This is a genomic window from Streptomyces longispororuber (assembly GCF_014656095.1).
Lineage (GTDB): Bacteria > Actinomycetota > Actinomycetes > Streptomycetales > Streptomycetaceae > Streptomyces > Streptomyces longispororuber.
This window is the reverse complement of the sequence record NZ_BNBT01000004.1, coordinates 97736-117196: the sequence shown is the minus strand read 5'-3', so window position 1 is coordinate 117196 and position 19461 is coordinate 97736. Positions and strand designations below refer to the sequence as shown.

Genomic DNA, 19461 nt, shown 5'->3' with positions numbered 1-19461 from the left:
CGGAGACTCGACCATGCCCCAGGCCACCACCGCCGTCGCGGACCGTTTCACGGTAGCGAGCCCGTCGCCAGAAGCGCACCCGGGGCGGTCCGGCGGCAGTGATTTCGCTCCCCTGTTGCGCATGGTCAAAGCGCAGGGGCTCCTGGAGCGGCGCACTGCCTGGTACGTCGGCGGCATGGTCGTGAACGCTCTGGCGCTGTCGGCCGTGGGTATGGGGATCTTCGCTCTCGGACACACCTGGTGGGTGCTACTGCTGGCCCCCGCTCTCTCCGTGCTGTGTACCCGTACCGCGTTCATCGGCCACGATGCCGGGCACTCCCAGATCACCGATAACCGGGCGCTCGCCCGGCTCATCGGGCTCGTCCACGGCAACCTGCTCCTGGGGATGAGCGTGAGCTGGTGGAACGACAAGCACAACCGCCACCACGCCAACCCCAACCACATCGAGAAGGACCCGGACGTCGCGGCCGACATCCTGGTCTTCACCAGCAAGCAGGCCCGCGTCCGTGTCGGTTTCCGGCGCTGGCTCACCCGTCACCAGGCGTGGTTGTTCTTCCCGCTGACGCTTCTGCAGGGCATCGCCATGAAGGTCTACGGCTTCCGCGACCTGCGCCGCCAGAGGCCGCGCGAACGCGCCGTGGAAGCAACCCTCCTGACGGCTCACCTCGCGGGCTACGTGACCCTGCTGCTGACCGCGATGCCCCTGGGGCACGCGCTCGTCTTCGCTGCCGTCCACCAGAGCCTGTTCGGCCTGCATCTGGGACTGGCCTTCGCCCCGAACCACAAGGGCATGGAGATGCCCGACCCGGAGGGCGCTCGCTGGGGGCATCTCCAGCGGCAGGTGCTGACCTCCCGCAACATCCGCGGCGGCGCGGTCACCGACTGGTTCCTCGGCGGTCTCAACTACCAGATCGAGCACCACCTCTTCCCGAGCATGCCGCGCCCGCATCTCCGGCTCGCCCAACCACTGGTCCGCGCGCACTGCCATGCTGTGGGTATGCCCTACGCGGAAACCGGTCTGATGGATTCCTACCGGCAGGTGCTGCGACACCTGCGCGAGGTCGGCGAGCCGCTCAGGGCAGGCTGAGGCGAGGCGCGGGTGACGCGGACATGGCGGAGCCAGTCACGGTCAGGGCCGCTGGAGATGCCGGTGGCCCTGATGCCGCGGCGCCAGGCGCCATGCCTCAGGGTTTCCTCGGGGTCGCATCTCAGGGATCGGACAGGGTCGTGTGCCGGAACAGGGCACGGGCCCGACCCGTTTTCCAGGCAGAGAGCGGCAACAGCCGCGAAGGAGGCGACGGACATGTCGAAGAATGCGAAGATCGCCGCGGGTGGCGTGGCCGCCGGCATCATCCTGCTGATCTGGCTGCCCTGGTGGGCCGCCCTCCTGATCGTGCTGGGCGTTCCGGCGGCGGCCTACTTGACGCTCGACTCGGGACAGCGACGCAGGCTGCGCCGCGTCACCCGAAAGGAACTCGGCCGCTGAGGGGCCGACCGGGCCCCGGCCACCGCAAGAGCAGTCGTGTGCCCCGGTGAGGCGGTTGAGACCAGTGAGCCCGGTGAAGCGAAGCGCGCTGCCGCTCCGGGGCCCGGCAGCCGTACCGCCAGGCCGACCGCCGCCTTAGCCGGAGCGGGCGCCTCAGGTGGACGTCCCCCAAACACAGTCGTACACCGATGCGAGGCTCTGTAGGCTGCACTGCCATGTCTCGGGCCGCATCGCACTTCGTCTGCCTCACGTGTCGCGTGTCGTACAAGAAGCCGACTGACTACGCGCGCGTGCGTCGCGATGTCTGCCCGTGCTGCGGCGAGCAGTTGCTCAACGCGGGCTCGGCGCTCGCTGTGCCCAAGCGGCGGGACGCCGCCGGCTGGCGGGCCTTGACGGCGGTCCTGACCGCGGGCGTGCGCTTCCGCCAAGCCTGCTGCGGCTGTGGCCCGGGCTACCGCCCGCGCACACCGCGCGAGGTGCGGGAGCGTCTTCGCCACGCCGCCGAGACGGGTGTGCCGGTGAGTGTGGCCCTCGTCTGCGCCGATCCCACCCACACCGACGTCAAGCGGCGGGCAGGCCGAGGAGCGTACGCGCCACGACGCTCGGGGACTCGTCGCGTTCCCGGGCGAGGGCGATGACCGCGCGGCAGGCCAGTTCGCTCACGCCGAAGGACAAGGCCTCCGGTGAGACCCATCCGGAGGCTTCGTCGATCTGTTCCTGGTCGTCGTCGGCGCACGCCGCCACGTAGACGGCGGCCGCCTCGAAGAGGTTGTGCGAGCGCTTGTCGTCCGACGGCGCCCTGCCGGCGCCCCAGACCTTGCGTATCTTGTCGAACATTCAGGCCACCTTTCCCCGCGCGTGCACTGCTACGAAGTGCTCATCGTCCGTACCTCAAAGTAAAGTTGAAGCCTCGGCTGCAGAAGGGGAACAGTGCGGTGCGACGCTACGAGCGGCTTCAGCGGATCCGGAGCCTGGACCCGGAGAAGGACTTCCTGGAGATCTACCGGCTGTCGACCACCTACGAGTTCCCCTGGGACCACGCGCGCGCACTGGAGCTCGCGCTGTACCGCACCTACGCCGTGCCGAGCATCGGCGCCCTCCTCGCCGAGACCGGCGAGTTCACCGACCGTACGCAGAAGCGGTACGACGACACGGCGCTGCTCCTGGACGCGGTGGTCGAGCACGGCTTCGGCGAGGGGGAGGGACGGACGGCGATCCGACGCATCAACCAGATGCACCGGAGCTACGACATCAGCAATGACGACATGCGCTACGTGTTGTGCACGTTCGTGGTGGTGCCCAAGCGGTGGATCGACGCCTACGGGTGGCGCAGGCTGTCAGATCACGAGAGGGCTGCCTCGGCGGTGTACTACCGCACCCTGGGTGAGCACATGGGAATCAAGGACATCCCCGGCACCTACGAAGAGTTCACTGAGTGCCTCGACGCCTACGAAGAGGCCCATTTTGCCTGGGACGACGGAGCGCGCCGCGTCTCGGACGCCACCCTCGCCCTGATGGCCTCGTGGTACCCGCGTCCCTTGGCGCCCGTCCTGCGGGCGGCGACCCTCGCGCTGCTCGACGACCCCCTCCTACGGGCTTTCCGCTACGACCGGCCCTCCGCCTTGACCCGGACACTGGTCCGGCGCGCGGTGCGGCTGCGCGGGCGCGCGGTGCGACTGCTGCCGCCACGCACAGCGCCGCACCACGGCCGGCAGAACTGGGAGATCAAGGGCTACCGGAACGGCTACCGGGTCGCCGAGCTCGGCACGTTCCCGAAACCCGGGCTCCGTGGCTGCCCGGTGCGGCACACGGGCCCTCCCGCGGGGGCCTCAGCCGAGTGACGCGAGGGTCTTGCGCAGCCAGGTGAGCTCGGCGCGGCTGGTCGCCCGCGCGATGGTGAGAATGCCCTGGCGGAATGGATCCTCCACTTCTTCCGCCCGCAGCGGCCGGTCGCCCTCGTAGAAGAAGCTGACGGGCTCCTGGAGGAAGTCGAGCCGCCGCCGCAACACGGCGGCCTGGGCATCCGTGTCCTGCAGATGGCGCAGGAAGGCGAGCACCGTGAACCATCGGTTCTCGTCGGTGATGTCCGCCGGGGCCGGCTCGGCGAGGCGCCGACGCAGCTCGCGCTCGCCGTCGGCCGTGAGGCTCAGCACGTGGCGCGGGGCGGCGACGGCGCCGGGCTGCGTCTCGCGGACCACCAGACCCGCCTTCTCGAGCCGTTTGATGGCCGGATACAGCGTGCTCTCCGCGACCGGTCGGACATGCCCGGTCAGGGCGGCGATGCGCTTGCGCAACTCGTACCCGTGCAGCGAGCAGTCGTACAGGAAACCAAGGATGGCGAGCTCCAGCATGCCCACATTCTGCCGCATCAGCGCAGTACATCGAATGCGAGGTATGCATATGCATCGATGTCGCTGTACTACGTGGCCGATGTATAGTGCCTATGGAACGGGATACGGGACGTGGGCGCGTGGTACAGGCGGTACGGGCGGCGGTCACGCGCAGGGGGAGGCAGGAGCATGGCGATGCGGGACGCGCGGTTCGACGGGGAAGGCAGCCGGATCCGCTGGACCGAGGTCGGCGGTGCCGAGCCGGCGCGGGTGTACGTGCACGGGCTCGGAGCGGCATCGGCGCCCTACTACGCACACATCGCTGCCCGGCCGGAGCTGGCCGGTCGTCGGTCGCTGTTCGTGGATCTGCCGGGTCACGGCCTGAGTGACCGCCCCGTCGACTTCGGCTACACCCTGGAGGACCACGCGGACGCACTGGCGGCGGCGCTGGACGCGGCCGCCGTGCGTGGCGCGGAGATCGTCGCACACAGCATGGGCGGTTCCGTGGCCATCGTCCTGGCCCGGCGCAGACCTGACCTGGTCGGTCGGCTCGTCGTCACCGAGGCCAACCTGGACCCGCACCCGCCGAGCACGGCGGGCAGCAGCGGAATCGCCCTCTACGAAGAGGATGACTTCCTCCGCGACGGCCACGTGCGCGTGCTGGAGCGCGTCGGACCGGTGTGGGCGGCGACCATGCGCCTGGCCGACCCGCGCGCACTGCACCGCAGCGCCACCGGGCTCGTGCGCGGGACGCATCCCACCATGCGCGCGATGCTCAAGGAAATTCCTGTGGAGCGCGTGTACGTCCAGGGGGAGCTGAGCGGTGGACTCGCGGGCGCCGACGACCTGGCGCTGTCCGGTGTACGGGTGGTGACGGTCCCGGACGCCGGGCACAACGTCATGCTGGACAACCCGGACGCCTTCGCCGCGGTGCTCGCCGGGCGGTACTGAGCGGGTGCGCTCAGGGGGTGCTCGTCCGGCCTGAAAGGGTCAGTTCTCGCGTGCCGCCAGCGCGAGGAACTGAGTGTCCTCGTCGACGTACGACGTCATCCGCCATCCGGAAGCAGCCAGCAGGGGGCGGAGGTTCGCCTCGGCGCGCAGGTCGTCCGGCGTGATCTGCCGACCCTGGCGTGCCGCCAGCGCGGCGCGTCCGACGGGGTGGAACAGTGCGAGCAACCCACCGGGCCGCACCACCCGAGCCAACTCCCGCAGATTCTCGGCGGGTCGGGGGAGGTGGGAGATGAGACCCGCGCCGAATACGGCGTCCAGCGCCTGCGTCCGGACAGGCAGCCGTGCCACGTCGGCGAGGAGGAGTGCGCCATGGTCCTGTCTGCCCGCCCGTACGGCGGCCTCCAGCATGGCGGGCGTGAGGTCCACTCCCAGGACCGTTCCGGAAGGGCCGACAGCATCCCTGAGCGCCGGCAGGGCCCGCCCCGTGCCGCAGCCCGCGTCCAGGACTGTGGCGCCTGGCCCCAGGCCGAGTGCCGCAACCGCCGCGCGGTACGCGGGGCCGTCGTCGGGGAAGCGGCTGTCCCAGTCGGCGGCGCGCGCGGTGAAGAACTCCTGAACCCGTGTGTGGTCATCGCTCATGACGTCATGATCCCGCACGGTATGGCAGGGAACGGGAGCGCCGGGGCGCACGAGTTCGAGCGGAGCGCGGGCAGCCAGCAGCGCGGCGCGGATCGTGGTGAGCTTCGAGCGTATGGGCGGGGCGGTCACGGTCCGGGCGACGGTGGGCTCGGCCGTCCTACCTGCTCGGCTGCCCCATCCGCGCGGTTGGCCAGCCCGCGCCCCATGCTGACGGGGCGCGGGGCGGCGCAGTCAGTCGGAGACGGCCGCGTACGCGAGTACCTTGTCGATCCTGACCCGAACGAGGAGTTCGCCCGGTACGCCGTTACGCGCACCGAACTCCTCGGCCCGGTCCTCGCCCATGTAGCGACCGCCGATGCGGGTCGCCCAGTGCCGCACCTGCTCCAGATCCTCGGACAGTGCGGCTTGGCCCTGGAGGACGACGAAGGCGAACGGAGGCTCGTCGTCGTCCACGCACAGCGCCACGCGCCCGTCGCGTGCCAGGTTGCGCCCCTTGACAGTGTCCTTCCCCGTGTTGAACACCAGGTCATCACCGTCGAGGAGGAACCAGATCGGTGCGATGTGAGGGCTGCCGTCCGCGCGGACGGTCGACAGCTTGCCGGTGCGGGTGCCCTGCGAGACGAAGGCCCGCCACTGCTCGTCGGTCATCTTCTGTGCCATGTCCCCATCATGCTTGCCGGGACGCCGGAGGTGGGGAAGGCTGGCAGGTCAGATCCTCCAGCCAGGGGGAGCGACGCACGGGGAGAAGGGAACATGGCGCAGAATTCGGGCCTGGACTGGCTGCTCGACGACCTGACGAGGCGTGTGGAACACGTACGGCACGCGCTGGTGCTGTCCAACGACGGACTGGTGACGGCGGCGAGTTCGGCCCTGCCGCGCGAGGACGCGGAGCACCTGGCGGCGGTGTCGTCCGGGCTGCACAGCCTGGCCAAGGGCTCCGGGCGCCACTTCCGCGCCGGGAGCGTACGGCAGACGATGATCGAGTTCGACGACGCCGTCCTGTTCGTGACGGCGGCGGGCGAGGGTAGCTGTCTGTGCGTCCTGAGCTCGGCACAAGCCGACATGGGCCAGGTCGCGTACGAGATGACCCTGCTGGTGAACCGCGTCGGGGAGCACCTCGGCGTAGGTGCCCGGCACCCGGAGCGCACGCCGGTCGTAGATCTCTGACCTTCTCTGACCTGCGCGAACGCGGGCGCACACGGAGTTATCCACAGGCCGAGCGGGAGAAGGGCCTGGCGGGCTACGGTTTTTCCCGGAAGCACTGACCAAGCACGGGGGAGAACCGCCATGACCGGCGACACGCAGACCATCTCGCAACCCGTCACCGCCGGGCCCGCGCCGCCGGGTACGGCCCCGACCGGCTCAGCGATCCCCACCGACTCAGCGGGCACGACCGCCTCAACAGCCCTGACCGGCTCAGCGGCCCCGACCACCCCGCCTGTCCCGGCCAGTCGGCCGTCGTCGTTCGCGCGCAGCCGGGCCGCGCGTGAACTGGAGCTGAAGCGCGGGGAGTTCGAGCTGGCCGTCATGCTCGGCCACGTGCGGACCGTCGCCGACCCGGCGGGCGTGCGCCGACGCGTCAGCCGTGAGGAGATCGACCGCCTCCGCGAGACACCCGGCTTCCCGAAGTCGCTGCGGGATGCCATCGAAACCGTCGGAACCGCGGACGGCGCGGCGCTGCTGGACATCCCGCAGCCCCGTTTCACCCGCCTCGCCCGCGCCGGGCTGCTGACACCCGTCAAGTTCTATCTGAACCGCTACCGGACCATCGTGTGGCTGTACCTCGCCCAAGAGTTGCGGGAGTTCGCGGCGTGTGAGGCCAACGCCCCGTTGCTCACCGGCCGCGCGCCGGACACGGTGCGGGCGCTGCTGGCGAGCGGGGCGGACCTGCGCGCCCGTAACTGGCGCCGCCGTCACGTGGAGTTCCTGCTGCGGCAGTCGCAGGACCCGTGGGAGCGTGCCGCGATCACGGCGTCCTTCCTCGACCCGGTGCGGCTCGCCCACCTGGTCCCGGATCCGTACGAGCGGGCCTATCTGCACCGTCTCAGGCCCGACCCGTTGACACAGGCCGCGCCGGAGTCACCGACGACCCACCTCGTCGAGCGGATCACCACGGCCGACGACCCGGACGAGATCAGTTGGCTGCGCGTCAATATGAGCCTGGGGCTGGCGGAGGCACGACGGCACCGGCCGGCGCCCAGGCCGGGTATGCCACCCGTAGTCGCGGCACCGCGTGCGGAGCGGCTGCGGGCATCCGTCACCGAAGGTGGCAGCGGGGCGGATGTGACCTCGGTGGTCGGCACCCCGGCGCCACCCGCGCCGGAGGCAGTCCCTCCGATACGTGCCGCGGACCAGCGCCACGAGCCGCGTGGCCTGCTGGGGTGGCTGCGGCGCAGGAGAGGGCGGCCGGAGGACTGAGAGGGGCAGGCCGACGGCAGTGAGGGCAGCCGACGAAGCCACGCGGGGGCGACCGACTCCCGCGCGGCTGGGTCGGAGCGGCTGGGCCCTGGCCCAGCCGCTCCGAAGCGGCCAGGCCCGTTCGCCAGACGGTGACGCTCAGCTCCGCTAGACGGTTGCGTCGAGGTCTGTGGCGTAGTGCTCGATGGCGGGGCGGTACCGCGCGATCTCCGGGTCCTGGCTGGTGGTGGCCAGCTGGTGCAACAGGATCTCCATCGCGTCGCGCGACCGGCCCGTGTTGTACAGCGCCATGGCGAGGAAGGCACGCAGCGCTCCGTCGTCGGGGTACTCCGCCGACGCGTCCCGCAGGGTGGCGACGGCCTCCGGGTACTTGCCGAGGATCCGGTACGTACTGCCGAGGCCGAGGAGCGCTCCGCGGCGGTCGTCGTCGGAGAGGCCCGGGAGCTGGATCGCACGTACGTAGTGCGGCAGCGCCTCGGCCTCAAGACCCAGCGTGTCGTGCACCCAGGCCGTCTGGTAGGCCACTTCGGCGTCGTCGGGGCAGCGCTCGCTCAGGGTGAGCAGCAGCGTCCGGGCCTCCTCGCGGTGGCCGCTCTCGCGCAGGCGTACGGCTCGGGCCAGCAACGCGTCCCGCCCTCCGAGCGTCTCACCGCCCGAGCTGCCGTCGGCGCGTCCCGCGTCCTCCGCCCGTGCTGCGTCGTCGGCCCCTCCCGCGTCACCGGCCTGCCCCGGACCATCGCTCAGCCCGGTGTCGCCGACCTGCCCGGCGTCACCTATGCCACCCATGTCACCGATGTCATCGGCATCACCGATGCCACTGATGCCCCTCGTGTCGCCCATGTCCCCGACCTGCTCCCCTCAGACGCTCCATGAACAGGAGGCCCCGTGTCCCGTCGACCGAACCATTCCGCCGCCGACGCGGCAGTGGCAGTGCCCGCCGCGTGGCTCAGCCGTCCGTCCGGCTGCCCAGGTGGCGCGGAGCGTGCGGGCGGAACAGCCCCTCCTGCACGACCGAGACGAGCAGCCGCCCCTCACGATCGTAGATCCGGCCCCGTGCCAGGCCGCGGCCCCCCGTCGCGATCGGTGACTCCTGGTCGTACAGGAACCACTCGTCGGCCCGGAAGGGGCGGTGGAACCACATGGCGTGGTCCAGCGAGGCCATGTCGAAGCCCCGCGGACCCCACAGCGGCTCCACGGGGATGCGGACGGCGTCCAGGAGGGTCATGTCGCTCGCGTACGTGAGTGCGCAGGTGTGCACGAGCGGATCGTCGCCCAGCGGGCCGACCGCGCGCATCCACACCGCGCTGCGGGGCTCGGCGTCCTTGATCTCGTCCGGGGTCCAGCGCAGCCGGTCCACGTAACGGATGTCGAAGGGCTGGCGCCGGGCCATGCGCTCCAGTTGCTCGGGGAGCGCGCCCAGGTGCTCCTTGATCTCTTCGGCGACCGTCGGCAGCGACTCGGGGTCGGGGGCGTCGAGTCGCGGTGGGAGCTGATGTTCGAAGGCGCCCTGTTCGGGCTGGTGGAAGGAGGCGGTGAGGTTGAAGATCGTGCGGCCCTGCTGGACGGCCGTGACGCGGCGCGTGGTGAAGGAGCGCCCGTCCCGGACCCGCTCGACCTGGTACACGATGGGCACGCCCGGGCGGCCCGGGCGCAGGAAGTACGCGTGCAGCGAGTGCACCGGGCGATCGCCCTCCGTGGTGCGCCCGGCCGCGACCAGCGCCTGCCCGGCGACCTGCCCGCCGAAGACGCGCTGCAGGGACTCCTGCGGGCTGCGGCCGCGGAAGATGTTCACCTCGATCTGCTCGAGGTCCAGCAGGTCGACCAGGCGGTCCGCGGGATTGTCCATGGGAAGTCCTCAACCTCTGTTCGGGAGCATGGGGGGCTCAGACCTGGCCGACGTCGGTGACGCGGACGACGGCGCGGCCCTCCGCGTCGGAGGCCGCGAGATCGACCTCCGCGCTGATGCCCCAGTCATGGTCGCCGTTGGGGTCGGCGAACGTCTGGCGGACGCGCCACAGACCGTGCTCGGGATCCTCCTCGATGCGCAGCAGCTTCGGGCCGCGCGCGTCCGGTCCGGTGCCCAGGTCTTCGTACTCGTCCCAGTACTTGTCCATGGCCTCGCCCCACGCGTCCGCGTCCCAGCCGGACTCGGCGTCCATCTCGCCCAGCTCCTCCACCTGGTCGAGGGCGGCGAGCTCCACCCGGCGGAAGAGGGCGTTGCGGACGAGCACACGGAAGGCGCGGGCGTTGGCCGTGACCGGCTTGACCTCGTCGGCCTTCTCCTGCGCCTCCTCGGCCGTCATGACCTCCGGGTTGGCGAGCTGCTCCCACTCGTCCAGGAGGCTGGAGTCGACCTGGCGGACCATCTCGCCGAGCCAGGCGATCAGGTCCTCGAGGTCGTCGGACTTCAGGTCGTCCGGGATGGTGTGCTCCAGCGCCTTGTACGCGCTCGCCAGGTAGCGCAGCACGATGCCCTCGGTGCGGGCGAGCTCGTAGAAGGAGGTGAACTCGGTGAAGGACAGCGCCCGCTCGTACATGTCCCGGATGACCGACTTCGGGGACAGCGGGTGGTCGCCGACCCACGGGTGACTGGTGCGGTAGGTGTTGTAGGCCTGGAAGAGGAGCTCCTCCAGGGGCTTGGGGTAGGTGATGTCCTGCAGCCGCTCCATGCGCTCCTCGTACTCGACGCCGTCGGCCTTCATGAGCGCCACGGCCTCGCCGCGCGCCTTGTTCTGCTGGGCGGCGAGGATCTGGCGCGGGTCGTCGAGCGTGGACTCGACGACCGAGACCATGTCGAGGGCGTACGAGGGCGACTCCGGGTCGAGCAGTTCGAACGCGGCGAGGGCGAAGGTGGACAGCGGCTGGTTCAGCGCGAAGTCCTGCTGGAGGTCGACGGTCAGGCGCACGATGCGGCCGGTGGCGTCGGGCTCGTCGAGCTTCTCCACGACACCGCCGTCGAGCAGCGAGCGATAGATGGCGATGGCGCGGCGGATGTGCCGCAGTTGCTGCTTGCGCGGCTCGTGGTTGTCCTCGAGAAGGTGGCGCATCGCTTCGAAGGCATTGCCCGGCCGGGCGATCACCGACAGGAGCATGGTGTGGGTGACGCGGAAGCGGGAGGTCAGGGGCTCGGGCTCCGAGGCGATGAGTTTCTCGAAGGTGTTCTCCGTCCAGCCCACGAAGCCCTCGGGCGCCTTCTTGCGCACCACCTTGCGCCGCTTCTTGGCGTCGTCGCCCGCCTTCGCCAGCGCCTTCTCGTTCTCGATGACGTGCTCGGGCGCCTGCGCCACGACAAAGCCCGCCGTGTCGAAGCCCGCGCGCCCGGCACGGCCCGCGATCTGGTGGAACTCCCGGGCACGCAGCGTACGCACGCGGTTGCCGTCGTACTTGGTGAGCGCCGTGAAGAGCACGGTGCGGATGGGGACGTTCACCCCGACGCCGAGGGTGTCCGTGCCGCAGATGACCTTCAGGAGACCGGCCTGGGCGAGCTTCTCCACGAGGCGCCGGTACTTGGGCAGCATGCCGGCGTGGTGGACGCCGATGCCGTGCCGCACGTAGCGGGAGAGGTTGCGGCCGAACTTGGTGGTGAAGCGGAAGTTGCCGATCAGCTCGGCGATCTGGTCCTTCTCGGCCCGGGTGCACATGTTGATGCTCATCAGCGACTGCGCCCGCTCCACGGCCTGGGCCTGCGTGAAGTGCACGATGTACACCGGGGCCTGCTTGGTCTCGAGCAGCTCGGTGAGGGTCTCCGTGATGGGCGTCAGGCGGTACTCGTACGAGAGCGGCACGGGGCGCGTCGCCGAGCGGACGACGGACGTGGGACGGCCGGTGCGGCGCGTGAGGTCCTTCTCGAACATCGAGACGTCGCCGAGCGTCGCGGACATGAGGATGAACTGGGCCTGCGGCAGTTCGAGCAGCGGGATCTGCCAGGCCCAGCCCCGGTCGGGCTCGGCGTAGAAGTGGAACTCGTCCATGACGACCTGGCCGACGTCGGCCTGCTTGCCGTCGCGCAGCGCGATGGACGCGAGGACCTCGGCGGTGCAGCAGATGACGGGCGCGTCGGCGTTCACGGAGGCGTCGCCCGTGAGCATGCCGACGTTCTCGGTGCCGAAGAGCTTGCACAGCTCGAAGAACTTCTCGGACACCAGGGCCTTGATCGGGGCGGTGTAGAAGGTGACCTCGTCGCGGGCCAGGGCCGCGAAGTGCGCACCGGCGGCGATCATGCTCTTGCCGGAGCCGGTGGGCGTCGACACGATCACGTTCGCGCCCGAGACCGCCTCGATCAGCGCCTCCTCCTGGTGGGGATAGAGGGTGATGCCGCGCTCCTGGGCCCAGCCTTCGAAGGCTTCGTAGAGGGCATCGGGGTCGGCGTCCTGCGGGAGCTGATCGATAAGGGTCACACCCCCATCTTGCCTTCCCGGCGTCCCGATCCGGGAACCGGACGGCCGCACGAAGATCATGAACGCTACGCTGAGCCGTCAAGGGGGCGTCACAACACCGGAAATGGGGCGGGGAACAGCGATGATGGGACCGGCACACTCACTGTCGGGGGCAGCGGCCTGGCTGGGGGTCGGCGCGGCGGCGACGGCCGCGGGACACTCGATGCCCTGGCCCGTTCTCGTCGTCGGTGCCCTGATTTGTGCCGGTGCGGCACTGGCTCCGGACCTCGACCACAAGTCGGCGACCATCTCGCGCGCCTTCGGCCCGCTCTCCCGCGGCCTGTGCGAGATCGTCGACAAGCTCTCGTACGCCGTCTACCGCTCCACCCGCAAGCCGGGCGACCCGCGTCGTTCGGGCGGGCACCGGACGCTCACGCACACCTGGGTGTGGGCGGTGCTGATCGGCGTCGGCGCGTCGGTGCTCGCGATCGCCGGAGGCCGCTGGGCCGTCCTCGCGATCTTGTTCGTGCACATGGTGCTCGCCATCGAGGGGCTGCTGTGGAGGGCGGCGCGCGGGTCGAGCAGCGACGTGCTGGTGTGGCTGCTCGCGGCGGCGAGCGCCTGGATCATGGCCGGGGTGCTGGACAAGCCGGGCAACGGTTCGGACTGGCTGTTCACCGGGGATGGCCAGGAGTACCTGTGGCTGGGGCTGCCGGTGGTGCTCGGGGCGCTGGTGCACGACATCGGCGACGCGCTGACCGTGTCCGGCTGTCCGATCCTGTGGCCCATACCGATCGGCCGCAAGCGCTGGTACCCGATCGGGCCGCCCCGGGCGCTGCGGTTCCGGGCCGGGAGCTGGATCGAGCTGAAGGTACTGATGCCGGTGTTCATGCTGCTCGGGGGAGTGGGCGGCGCGGCCGCGCTCAACTTCTTCTGAGCCGGTGGTGGCGGCTGCTCCTACAGGGAACCGCCGCAGCCAGGGCAGGACGACACACCGAGCCGGGGCGGAGCGGGCACGGGTCACGGCTCGCCCCCCGGGCGGACGCCGTCCACGGGTCCTTCCCGGCGCGCTCTGCCCACTCAGGAGCCGGGAGCCAGGCCGGGTCACGGCTCGATGTCCAGGTGGACGCCGTCGACGGGTGCCTTCCGGCGTGCTCTGCCCACCCAGGTGCCCTGGGTGGCGATGAGGGTCAGCGCGTTGGCGAGCCCGAGCGCCGCGCCGCCCACGGTGGCCACGGCCAGGAAGACCGGCAGCGACACGGCGACGGACAGCCGGCACAGGACGAGCGCGCCCACGGCCAGGCAGCCCAGCATCAGTCGCACCGCGGCGTGCGGAGGGACGCGCCCGGCGAGCGGTCCCATGACCGCCATGGCTGCAGCCGGAGCCATGAACGTGACGCCCGCCACGGGGGTCGGGAGTCCCCGCTGTCCTTGCAGCGCGAGGGGGACGGCGAGCAGGAGAAGCACTGTCGCGGTGTTGGCCGCGGCTCCGGCGAGCGTCAACGCCATGTACGGCCGGTTGCGGAACAGCGCGAGCCGCACCCGTGGCCGGGCGGCGGTCCGCTCACGCCGTACGAACAGGATCGACAGGACCGCCACGACCACGGCACCGAAGATCATCGGCTATCACAGGAACGGACCGTGGCCGATGCCGCGGTCGACGAGGATGCTGAGCGAGGCGAGCGCGGCGAGCGCGGCCGTCGCGTTGCAGAGGCCCGCCCAGCCGACGGTACGGGCGGCACCGCGGTCACGGTTCTCGACGGTGCGCGAGGCACAGAGCGCGCCCAGGGCGGCGAGGGGAGCGTTCAGCCAGAAGAGCGCCCGCCAGGACACCGCCTCGGTGAGGACGCCACCGTTGAAAGGGCCACACGCGGTGGCGACTCCGCCGATGCCGAGGGCTCAGCCGGTGGCGCGGCCCCGCAGCGGGCTCGGGTAGACATTGGTCAGCAGCGACAGGCCCACCGGCATGAGCAAGGTTGCGCCTCCGCCCTGCGCCACACGGGCGCCGACCAGGACGGGCAGCGGCGGGGCGAGGGCGCACACCAGCGACGCCGCGCCGAAGAGCACGAGCCCCGCGACCAGCAGCCGACGTCTGCCGAACGGGTGACCGAGGCGACCGGCGCCGAGCATCAGCGTGCCGGTGGACGGCAGGTAGGCGCTGATCACCCACTCCAGGGCGTCCTCGGTCGCGTACAGGTCGCGGCCGATACGGGACCGCGCCAGGTTGAGGCTGAACGAGTCGAGCTGGACGCAGAACACGCCCACGGCCACGGCGCTGAGCGCCCATCTCCGGGCGGCGGGCGACGCGGCCACCACAGTGCCGCTGACCTGAGGTGTCTGTGGCTCTTGCGACACCTGTGGCACCTGGTCCATCGTTCCGGCCTCCCTGTCCGCACGGTGCTGTCCCGCCCGTTGCGCCGCGCGTACGCGACGCGCCCGGGGCGCCGTCGCACGGGCGTGCGGCGGCTGTGGTGCTGGAGGGCGGGGGAAGGTGCGCAGCCGAAGGGCGCTCCGCTGACAGAGCGCGCTGCTGCTGAAGAAGAGGAGCGTGCAAGAAGAGAAAGCGGGCGCCGCACAGAAGGGCGCTGCCCTGAAGGCCGCTCAACGGGCGGCCGGGACGGCATCACCGTAACGGGCAGCGATTCACTCGAACAGCCCCTTCACGCCTGTAACGGCAGGACGCCCAAAAGGTGGAAAGTCGGGATTGCGAAGATCCTGAGGTGTCCGCATGAGTCGGGGACAGCGCTTCAGCGATCGGCTGCGTACCAGGTTCCCGAGCTGTCGGGCTCGTTCCTGGGCTGTCCGCCGAGGCGCCGGTACCGGAGTGCGGCTTCCGCCGGGCCGGCCGGTGACGGGACGGCACACCGTTCTGGAGGAGGAGGGACGGTGGCCGGCCGTTTCTCGTCGGTCACCGTCCCGTCCCCGCTCCAGGGCATTGGGTCAGCCGTGCCAGGACTTCCAGAGCGCCGCGTAGGCGCCGTGGGCGCGGACCAGTTCGTCGTGGCTGCCGAGTTCGCTGATGCGGCCGTTCTCCACCACGGCGATGACGTCGGCGTCGTGCGCGGTGTGCAGACGGTGTGCGATGGCGACCACCGTCCGGCCCTCCAGGACGCGGGACAGCGAACGCTCCAGGTGGCGGGCCGCGCGCGGGTCCAGGAGCGAGGTGGCCTCGTCGAGGACCAGGGTGTGCGGGTCGGCGAGGACGAGCCGGGCCAGGGCGACCTGCTGGGCCTGGGCCGGGGTCAGGCTCAGGCCGCCCGAGCCGACCTCCGTGTCCAGCCCCTCGTCGAGGTCGCGTGCCCAGGTGTCCGCGTCGACCGCGCTGAGGGCGGCCCACAGCTCGGCGTCCTCGGCGCCGGCCCGGGCCAGCCGCAGGTTGTCGCGGAGGGAGCCCACGAAGACGTGGTGCTCCTGGTTGACGAGCGCGACGTGCGCGCGTACGTCTTCCGCGGGCATCCGCGCCAGTTCGGCGCCGCCGAGTGTCACCTGACCCGTACGCGGTCCGTAGATCCCGGCGAGGAGGCGGCCGAGCGTGGACTTGCCCGCGCCGGACGGGCCGACGAGCGCCACGCGGGAGCCCGGTGCGACGGCCAGCGACACCTCGCGGAGCACGTCGACGCCGCTGTGGTAGCCGAAGTGCACGTCGTCGGCGAGGACGTCGCGGCCCTCCGGCGCCACGGAGGCGTCACCGGCGGCGGGCTCGATGTCGCGCACGCCCACGAGCCGGGCCAGCGACACCTGGGCCACCTGCAGCTCGTCGTACCAGCGCAGGACGATGCCGATCGGGTCGACGAGCATCTGCGCGATCAGCGTGCCCGTGGTGAGCTGGCCCACGCCGATCCAGCCCTGGAGGACGAACACGCCGCCGATCATCAGCACCGAGCACAGCACGATGACGTGGGTGGCGTTGATGAAGGGGAAGAGGACCGACCGCAGGTAGAGCGTGTAGCGTTCCCAGGCCGTCCACTCGGCGATGCGGCGCTCCGAGAGTTCCACGCGGCGCGCGCCGAGCCGGTGCGCCTCCACGGTGCGGCCCGCGTCGACGGTCTCCGCGAGCGCGGCGGCGACGGCGGCGTACCCAGCGGCCTCGGAACGGTACGCGGACGGCGCCCGCTTGAAGTACCAGCGGCAGGCGACCACGAGCAGCGGCACGGCGACCAGCAGCGCGGGCGCCAGCGGCGGCGCGGTCACGGTGAGGCCGGCCACGAGGAGCGCCACCCAGACCACGCCGATGGCGAGCTGCGGCACGGCCTCGCGCATCGCGTTGGCCAGCCGGTCGATGTCGGTGGTGATGCGGGACAGCAGGTCACCGGTGCCGGCGCGCTCCAGGACACCCGGCGGCAGGCCGACCGACCGGACGAGGAAGTCCTCCCGCAGATCGGCGAGCATCCGTTCGCCGAGCATCGCGCCGCGCAGCCGCACCTGGTGCACGAAGACCGCCTGCGCCACCAGGGCGAGGGAGAACAGGCCCACGGTGCGCTCCAGATGGAGCTCGCGCGCATCGTCCGACAGGTCCTCGACGAGGCCGCCGAGGAGGGCGGGGCCCACCATGGAGGCCACCACGGCGAGGGTGTTCACCGCGATCAGCAGGGCGAAGGCGCCGCGATGCCGCCGCAGCAGCTCGCGCACATAGGCCCGTACCGTCGCAGGGGCGCCGACGGGCAGGGTCTCCGCGGTGGTCGGGGCCGCCGGATCGTACTGCGGCGGCGCCAGGCCGATCATGCCGTCTCCTCGATGTCGATGGTTCGCACGGGGATGCCGCTCGCTTGGCCCCGGTCCCCCGGGCGGCCGGTGCGGCCCGAGCGGTTGGAGTGGCCTGACTCGGGGTCGTCCGAGTGGCTGGAGTGGTGCGCGTGGCCGGGGTCGTCCGCGCGCCCGCAGTCGTGGGAGCCGTCCTGCGCGCGAGCGTGCTGCTCCGCGCCGGTGTGTTCCTCCTCCGTCTCCCGCGTCACGACCGCCCGGTATGCCGCATGGGTCACCACGAGTTCGCGGTGCTCGCCGACGGCGGCGACCTCTCCGTCGTGCAGGAACACGACGCGGTCGGCGCGGTCCAGGAGCAGCGGCGACGAGGTGAAAACGACCGTGGTGCGGCCCGCGCGGAGTTCCCGCAGGCCGTCGGCGATCCGGGCCTCCGTGTGGGAGTCGACGGCGGACGTCGGCTCGTCCAGGACCAGTGCCTCCGGGTCGGTGACCAGCGACCGCGCCAGGGCGAGGCGCTGGCGCTGGCCGCCGGACAGGGACCGGCCGCGCTCGGTGAGGTGCGCGTCCATGGGATCGTCGGCAGTGGAACCTTGTACGAGCGCGGCGAGGACGTCGCCGCACTGGGCCGCGGCCAGGGCCCGTTCCGGACTCACGGCGCCCGACGCCGGTACGTCGAGCAGGGCGGCCAGGGTTCCGGAGAGCAGCACCGGGTCCTTGTCCTGGACGAGGACGGCGGTGCGGGCGGTGTCGAGCGGCAGGTCGTCGAGCGGTACGCCGCCGAGCCGCACCGACGGCAGATCCGTGGTGTACGCCGGGTGGCCGCCGAGGCGCTCGGCGAGCCGCCCCGCCGCGTCCGGGTCCCCGCACACCACGGCCGTGAGGCGCCCGGCCGGGGCGAGCAGACCCGTCGCCGGGTCGTACAGGTCACCGGCGGGCGGTGTGGCGGCGAGGACACCGTCGGGGGCGCCCGCGCTCGCCTTCCCCACGGCCCTCCCCGTGCCGACGACCGCCTGCTCGCCGTCGGCCGTCCCCTTGCTGACGGCCGTCTGCTCGCCGTCGGCCGTCCCCCTGTCGACGACCGTCGGCTCGCCATCGGTCGTCCCCCTGTCGACGGCCGTCTGCTGGTCATCGGCCGTCCGCGTGCTGTCGGAGGTCTCACCAGCGTCCGCCCGGGCCCTGCCACCAGCCGACTCGCCACGGTCAGCCGTCCCGCTGCCACCGACGCCACGGCTGCCACCAACGGCCTCGCCGCTACCAACACGTTCGCTGCGACCAATGGCCTCGCCGCCACCAGAGCCCTGCCTGGCACCAGTGGCCTGGCTGCCACCAGCGGCCTCGCCGCTACCGGTGTCCTCGCGGCCACCAGCGGATTCGCTGCTACCGGCGGACCCGCCGCCGCCAGTCGTCCCAGCGTCCTCGGCAGCCCGCGCGCCCCCACGTGTCCCCCGGTCGTCGACCGGCCCTGCGGCCCCGGCCGCCTCCGTGCGTTGCAGGGACAGCACCCGTGCCGCGCGCTTCGCCGACGGGCGGGAGAAGGAGTACGCCATGGCGATCTCCTCGAAGTGCCGTAGCGGGTAGTTGAGCAGCATCACCGCGCTGTACACGGTGACCAGCTCGCCGACCGTGATGCGGCCTTCGTGGGCGAGGTGCACACCGTGCCAGACCAGGACGATCAACAGCAGCCCGGGGAGCAGCACTTGGACGGCGGAGATCACTGCCCACATGCGTGCGCTGCGCACGGCGGCGACCCGTACCTCCTGGGATGCGCGGCGATAGCGTTCCAGGAACAGTTCCTCGCCGCCGATGCCGCGCAGTACCCGCAGGCCCGCGACGGTGTCCGAGGCCAGTTCGGTGGCCCGGCCCGCCTTCTCGCGTTGCAGGTCGGCCCGGCGGGTCGCGCGCGGCAGCAGGGGCAGGACCGCGAGTGCCAGGACCGGGATGCCGACGGCGACGACGATGCCGAGGGCGGGCTGGTAGACCACGAGACCGACGCAGACGGCGAGGACCGTCAGGGCGGCCGCCGCGAACCGCGACAGGGCCTCCACGAACCAGCCGATCTTCTCCACGTCGCCCGTGGACACCGCGACGACCTCACCGGCGGCCACCCGCCGGGTGAGCGCGGCGCCCAGCCGGGCGGTCTTGCGGGCGAGCAACTGCTGGACCCGGGCCGCCGCCGTGATCCAGTTGGTGACGGCGGTGCGGTGCAGCATCGTGTCACCGGCCGCGATGGCGACCCCCGCCAGCAGGATGAGGCCGCCGGAGAGGGCGAGCCGGGTGCCGGAGCGGTCGATGACGGCCTCCACGGCGGTGCCCACCATGTACGGCAGGGCGGCGATGCCGAGGAAGTGCAGCAGGCCCCAGCACAACGACTTGAGCTGGCCGCCCAGTTGCATACGGCCCAGCCACAGCAGGAAGCGGGGGCCGGAGCGGGCGTCGGGCTCGCCCGGATCGGCGTACGGAAGATCGCGAATCTGCATGACGTCCCAGGATCGGAGCGGTGGTTCTCGGCAGCGGTGGGCAGCGGTGGTGTGTGGAGCGGTCACGCCCGGAGTGACGGCCG

The 19461-nt window shown here is 71.6% G+C and carries 19 protein-coding genes; 7 read left to right on the top strand and 12 right to left on the bottom strand.

The features are described from left to right. Positions 1-13 precede the first annotated feature (13 nt). Together IE330_RS02475 and IE330_RS02470 are read left to right on the top strand one after the other, a co-directional pair. The gene (locus tag IE330_RS02475) at positions 14-1087 is read left to right on the top strand and encodes a fatty acid desaturase family protein (RefSeq protein WP_190134136.1); all 1074 of its coding nucleotides are present in this window, start codon (positions 14-16) and stop codon (positions 1085-1087) included. A 216-nt stretch (positions 1088-1303) separates the two neighbouring features. Further along, positions 1304-1486 carry a tail-anchor membrane protein gene (locus IE330_RS02470; RefSeq protein WP_190134135.1) on the top strand — a complete coding sequence of 61 codons (183 nt, stop codon included), beginning with the start codon at positions 1304-1306 and terminating at the stop codon, positions 1484-1486. Positions 1487-2047: 561 nt separating this feature from the next. Here IE330_RS02470 and IE330_RS02465 read toward each other — a convergent pair. Next, on the bottom strand, positions 2048-2323 hold the full coding sequence (locus IE330_RS02465) for a hypothetical protein (RefSeq protein ID WP_190134134.1): 276 nt from the start codon (positions 2321-2323) through the stop codon (positions 2048-2050). A gap of 98 nt (positions 2324-2421) precedes the next feature. On the opposite strand from IE330_RS02465, the gene IE330_RS02460 reads away from it, so the two are divergent. Further along, entirely contained in the window at positions 2422-3327 is a 906-nt protein-coding gene (locus tag IE330_RS02460) for an oxygenase MpaB family protein (protein WP_190134133.1), read from the top strand. On the opposite strand, the gene IE330_RS02455 is transcribed toward IE330_RS02460, so the two are convergent. Next, positions 3316-3837 (bottom strand): PadR family transcriptional regulator, encoded by a 522-nt coding sequence (locus IE330_RS02455; protein WP_190134160.1) that lies wholly within the window; start codon positions 3835-3837, stop codon positions 3316-3318. The genes IE330_RS02460 and IE330_RS02455 overlap by 12 nt on opposite strands. Before the next feature lie 174 nt (positions 3838-4011). Here IE330_RS02455 and IE330_RS02450 point away from each other — a divergent pair, with 174 nt between their 5' ends. Then, on the top strand, positions 4012-4767 hold the full coding sequence (locus IE330_RS02450) for an alpha/beta fold hydrolase (RefSeq protein ID WP_190134159.1): 756 nt from the start codon (positions 4012-4014) through the stop codon (positions 4765-4767). Positions 4768-4806: 39 nt separating this feature from the next. Here the strand turns inward: IE330_RS02450 and IE330_RS02445 are convergent, their stop codons facing one another. Together IE330_RS02445 and IE330_RS02440 are read right to left on the bottom strand one after the other, a co-directional pair. Beyond that, positions 4807-5406: a class I SAM-dependent methyltransferase gene (locus IE330_RS02445; RefSeq protein ID WP_190134158.1), complete on the bottom strand. Its 600-nt coding sequence runs from the start codon at positions 5404-5406 to the stop codon at positions 4807-4809. A gap of 231 nt (positions 5407-5637) precedes the next feature. Further along, on the bottom strand, positions 5638-6066 hold the full coding sequence (locus IE330_RS02440) for a PPOX class F420-dependent oxidoreductase (protein WP_190134132.1): 429 nt from the start codon (positions 6064-6066) through the stop codon (positions 5638-5640). A 93-nt stretch (positions 6067-6159) separates the two neighbouring features. Between IE330_RS02440 and IE330_RS02435 the strand changes: the two genes are divergently transcribed. Next, positions 6160-6573: a roadblock/LC7 domain-containing protein gene (locus IE330_RS02435; protein WP_190134131.1), complete on the top strand. Its 414-nt coding sequence runs from the start codon at positions 6160-6162 to the stop codon at positions 6571-6573. A 120-nt stretch (positions 6574-6693) separates the two neighbouring features. Further along, positions 6694-7824, top strand: coding sequence for a DUF6397 family protein (locus IE330_RS02430; protein WP_229925285.1), 1131 nt, complete (start codon positions 6694-6696; stop codon positions 7822-7824). 147 nt (positions 7825-7971) lie between these two features. On the opposite strand, the gene IE330_RS02425 is transcribed toward IE330_RS02430, so the two are convergent. The 3 genes from IE330_RS02425 to IE330_RS02415 form a co-directional block, all read right to left on the bottom strand. After that, positions 7972-8568 (bottom strand): tetratricopeptide repeat protein, encoded by a 597-nt coding sequence (locus tag IE330_RS02425; protein ID WP_373314544.1) that lies wholly within the window; start codon positions 8566-8568, stop codon positions 7972-7974. A gap of 202 nt (positions 8569-8770) precedes the next feature. After that, a complete protein-coding gene (locus IE330_RS02420; RefSeq protein ID WP_190134129.1) occupies positions 8771-9670 on the bottom strand; it encodes an acyl-CoA thioesterase in 900 nt (299 codons plus the stop codon). 37 nt (positions 9671-9707) lie between these two features. Next, a complete protein-coding gene (locus IE330_RS02415; RefSeq protein WP_190134128.1) occupies positions 9708-12221 on the bottom strand; it encodes a DEAD/DEAH box helicase in 2514 nt (837 codons plus the stop codon). A gap of 121 nt (positions 12222-12342) precedes the next feature. On the opposite strand from IE330_RS02415, the gene IE330_RS02410 reads away from it, so the two are divergent. Beyond that, complete coding sequence (locus IE330_RS02410) at positions 12343-13137, top strand: metal-dependent hydrolase (RefSeq protein ID WP_190134127.1); 795 nt, start codon at positions 12343-12345, stop codon at positions 13135-13137. A 167-nt stretch (positions 13138-13304) separates the two neighbouring features. On the opposite strand, the gene IE330_RS38665 is transcribed toward IE330_RS02410, so the two are convergent. From IE330_RS38665 to IE330_RS02395, 5 genes are all read right to left on the bottom strand, one after another. Further along, positions 13305-13820 carry an MFS transporter gene (locus tag IE330_RS38665; protein ID WP_229925284.1) on the bottom strand — a complete coding sequence of 172 codons (516 nt, stop codon included), beginning with the start codon at positions 13818-13820 and terminating at the stop codon, positions 13305-13307. 6 nt (positions 13821-13826) lie between these two features. Beyond that, positions 13827-14033 (bottom strand): hypothetical protein, encoded by a 207-nt coding sequence (locus tag IE330_RS38660; protein ID WP_229925282.1) that lies wholly within the window; start codon positions 14031-14033, stop codon positions 13827-13829. A 66-nt stretch (positions 14034-14099) separates the two neighbouring features. Further along, positions 14100-14555: an MFS transporter gene (locus tag IE330_RS38655; protein ID WP_229925281.1), complete on the bottom strand. Its 456-nt coding sequence runs from the start codon at positions 14553-14555 to the stop codon at positions 14100-14102. Positions 14556-15140: 585 nt separating this feature from the next. Further along, positions 15141-16922, bottom strand: coding sequence for an ABC transporter ATP-binding protein (locus tag IE330_RS02400; RefSeq protein ID WP_190134126.1), 1782 nt, complete (start codon positions 16920-16922; stop codon positions 15141-15143). Then, positions 16919-19378 carry an ABC transporter transmembrane domain-containing protein gene (locus IE330_RS02395; protein WP_190134125.1) on the bottom strand — a complete coding sequence of 820 codons (2460 nt, stop codon included), beginning with the start codon at positions 19376-19378 and terminating at the stop codon, positions 16919-16921. Before IE330_RS02395 ends, IE330_RS02400 begins: the two co-directional genes overlap by 4 nt. Between the last annotated feature and the right edge of the window lie 83 nt (positions 19379-19461).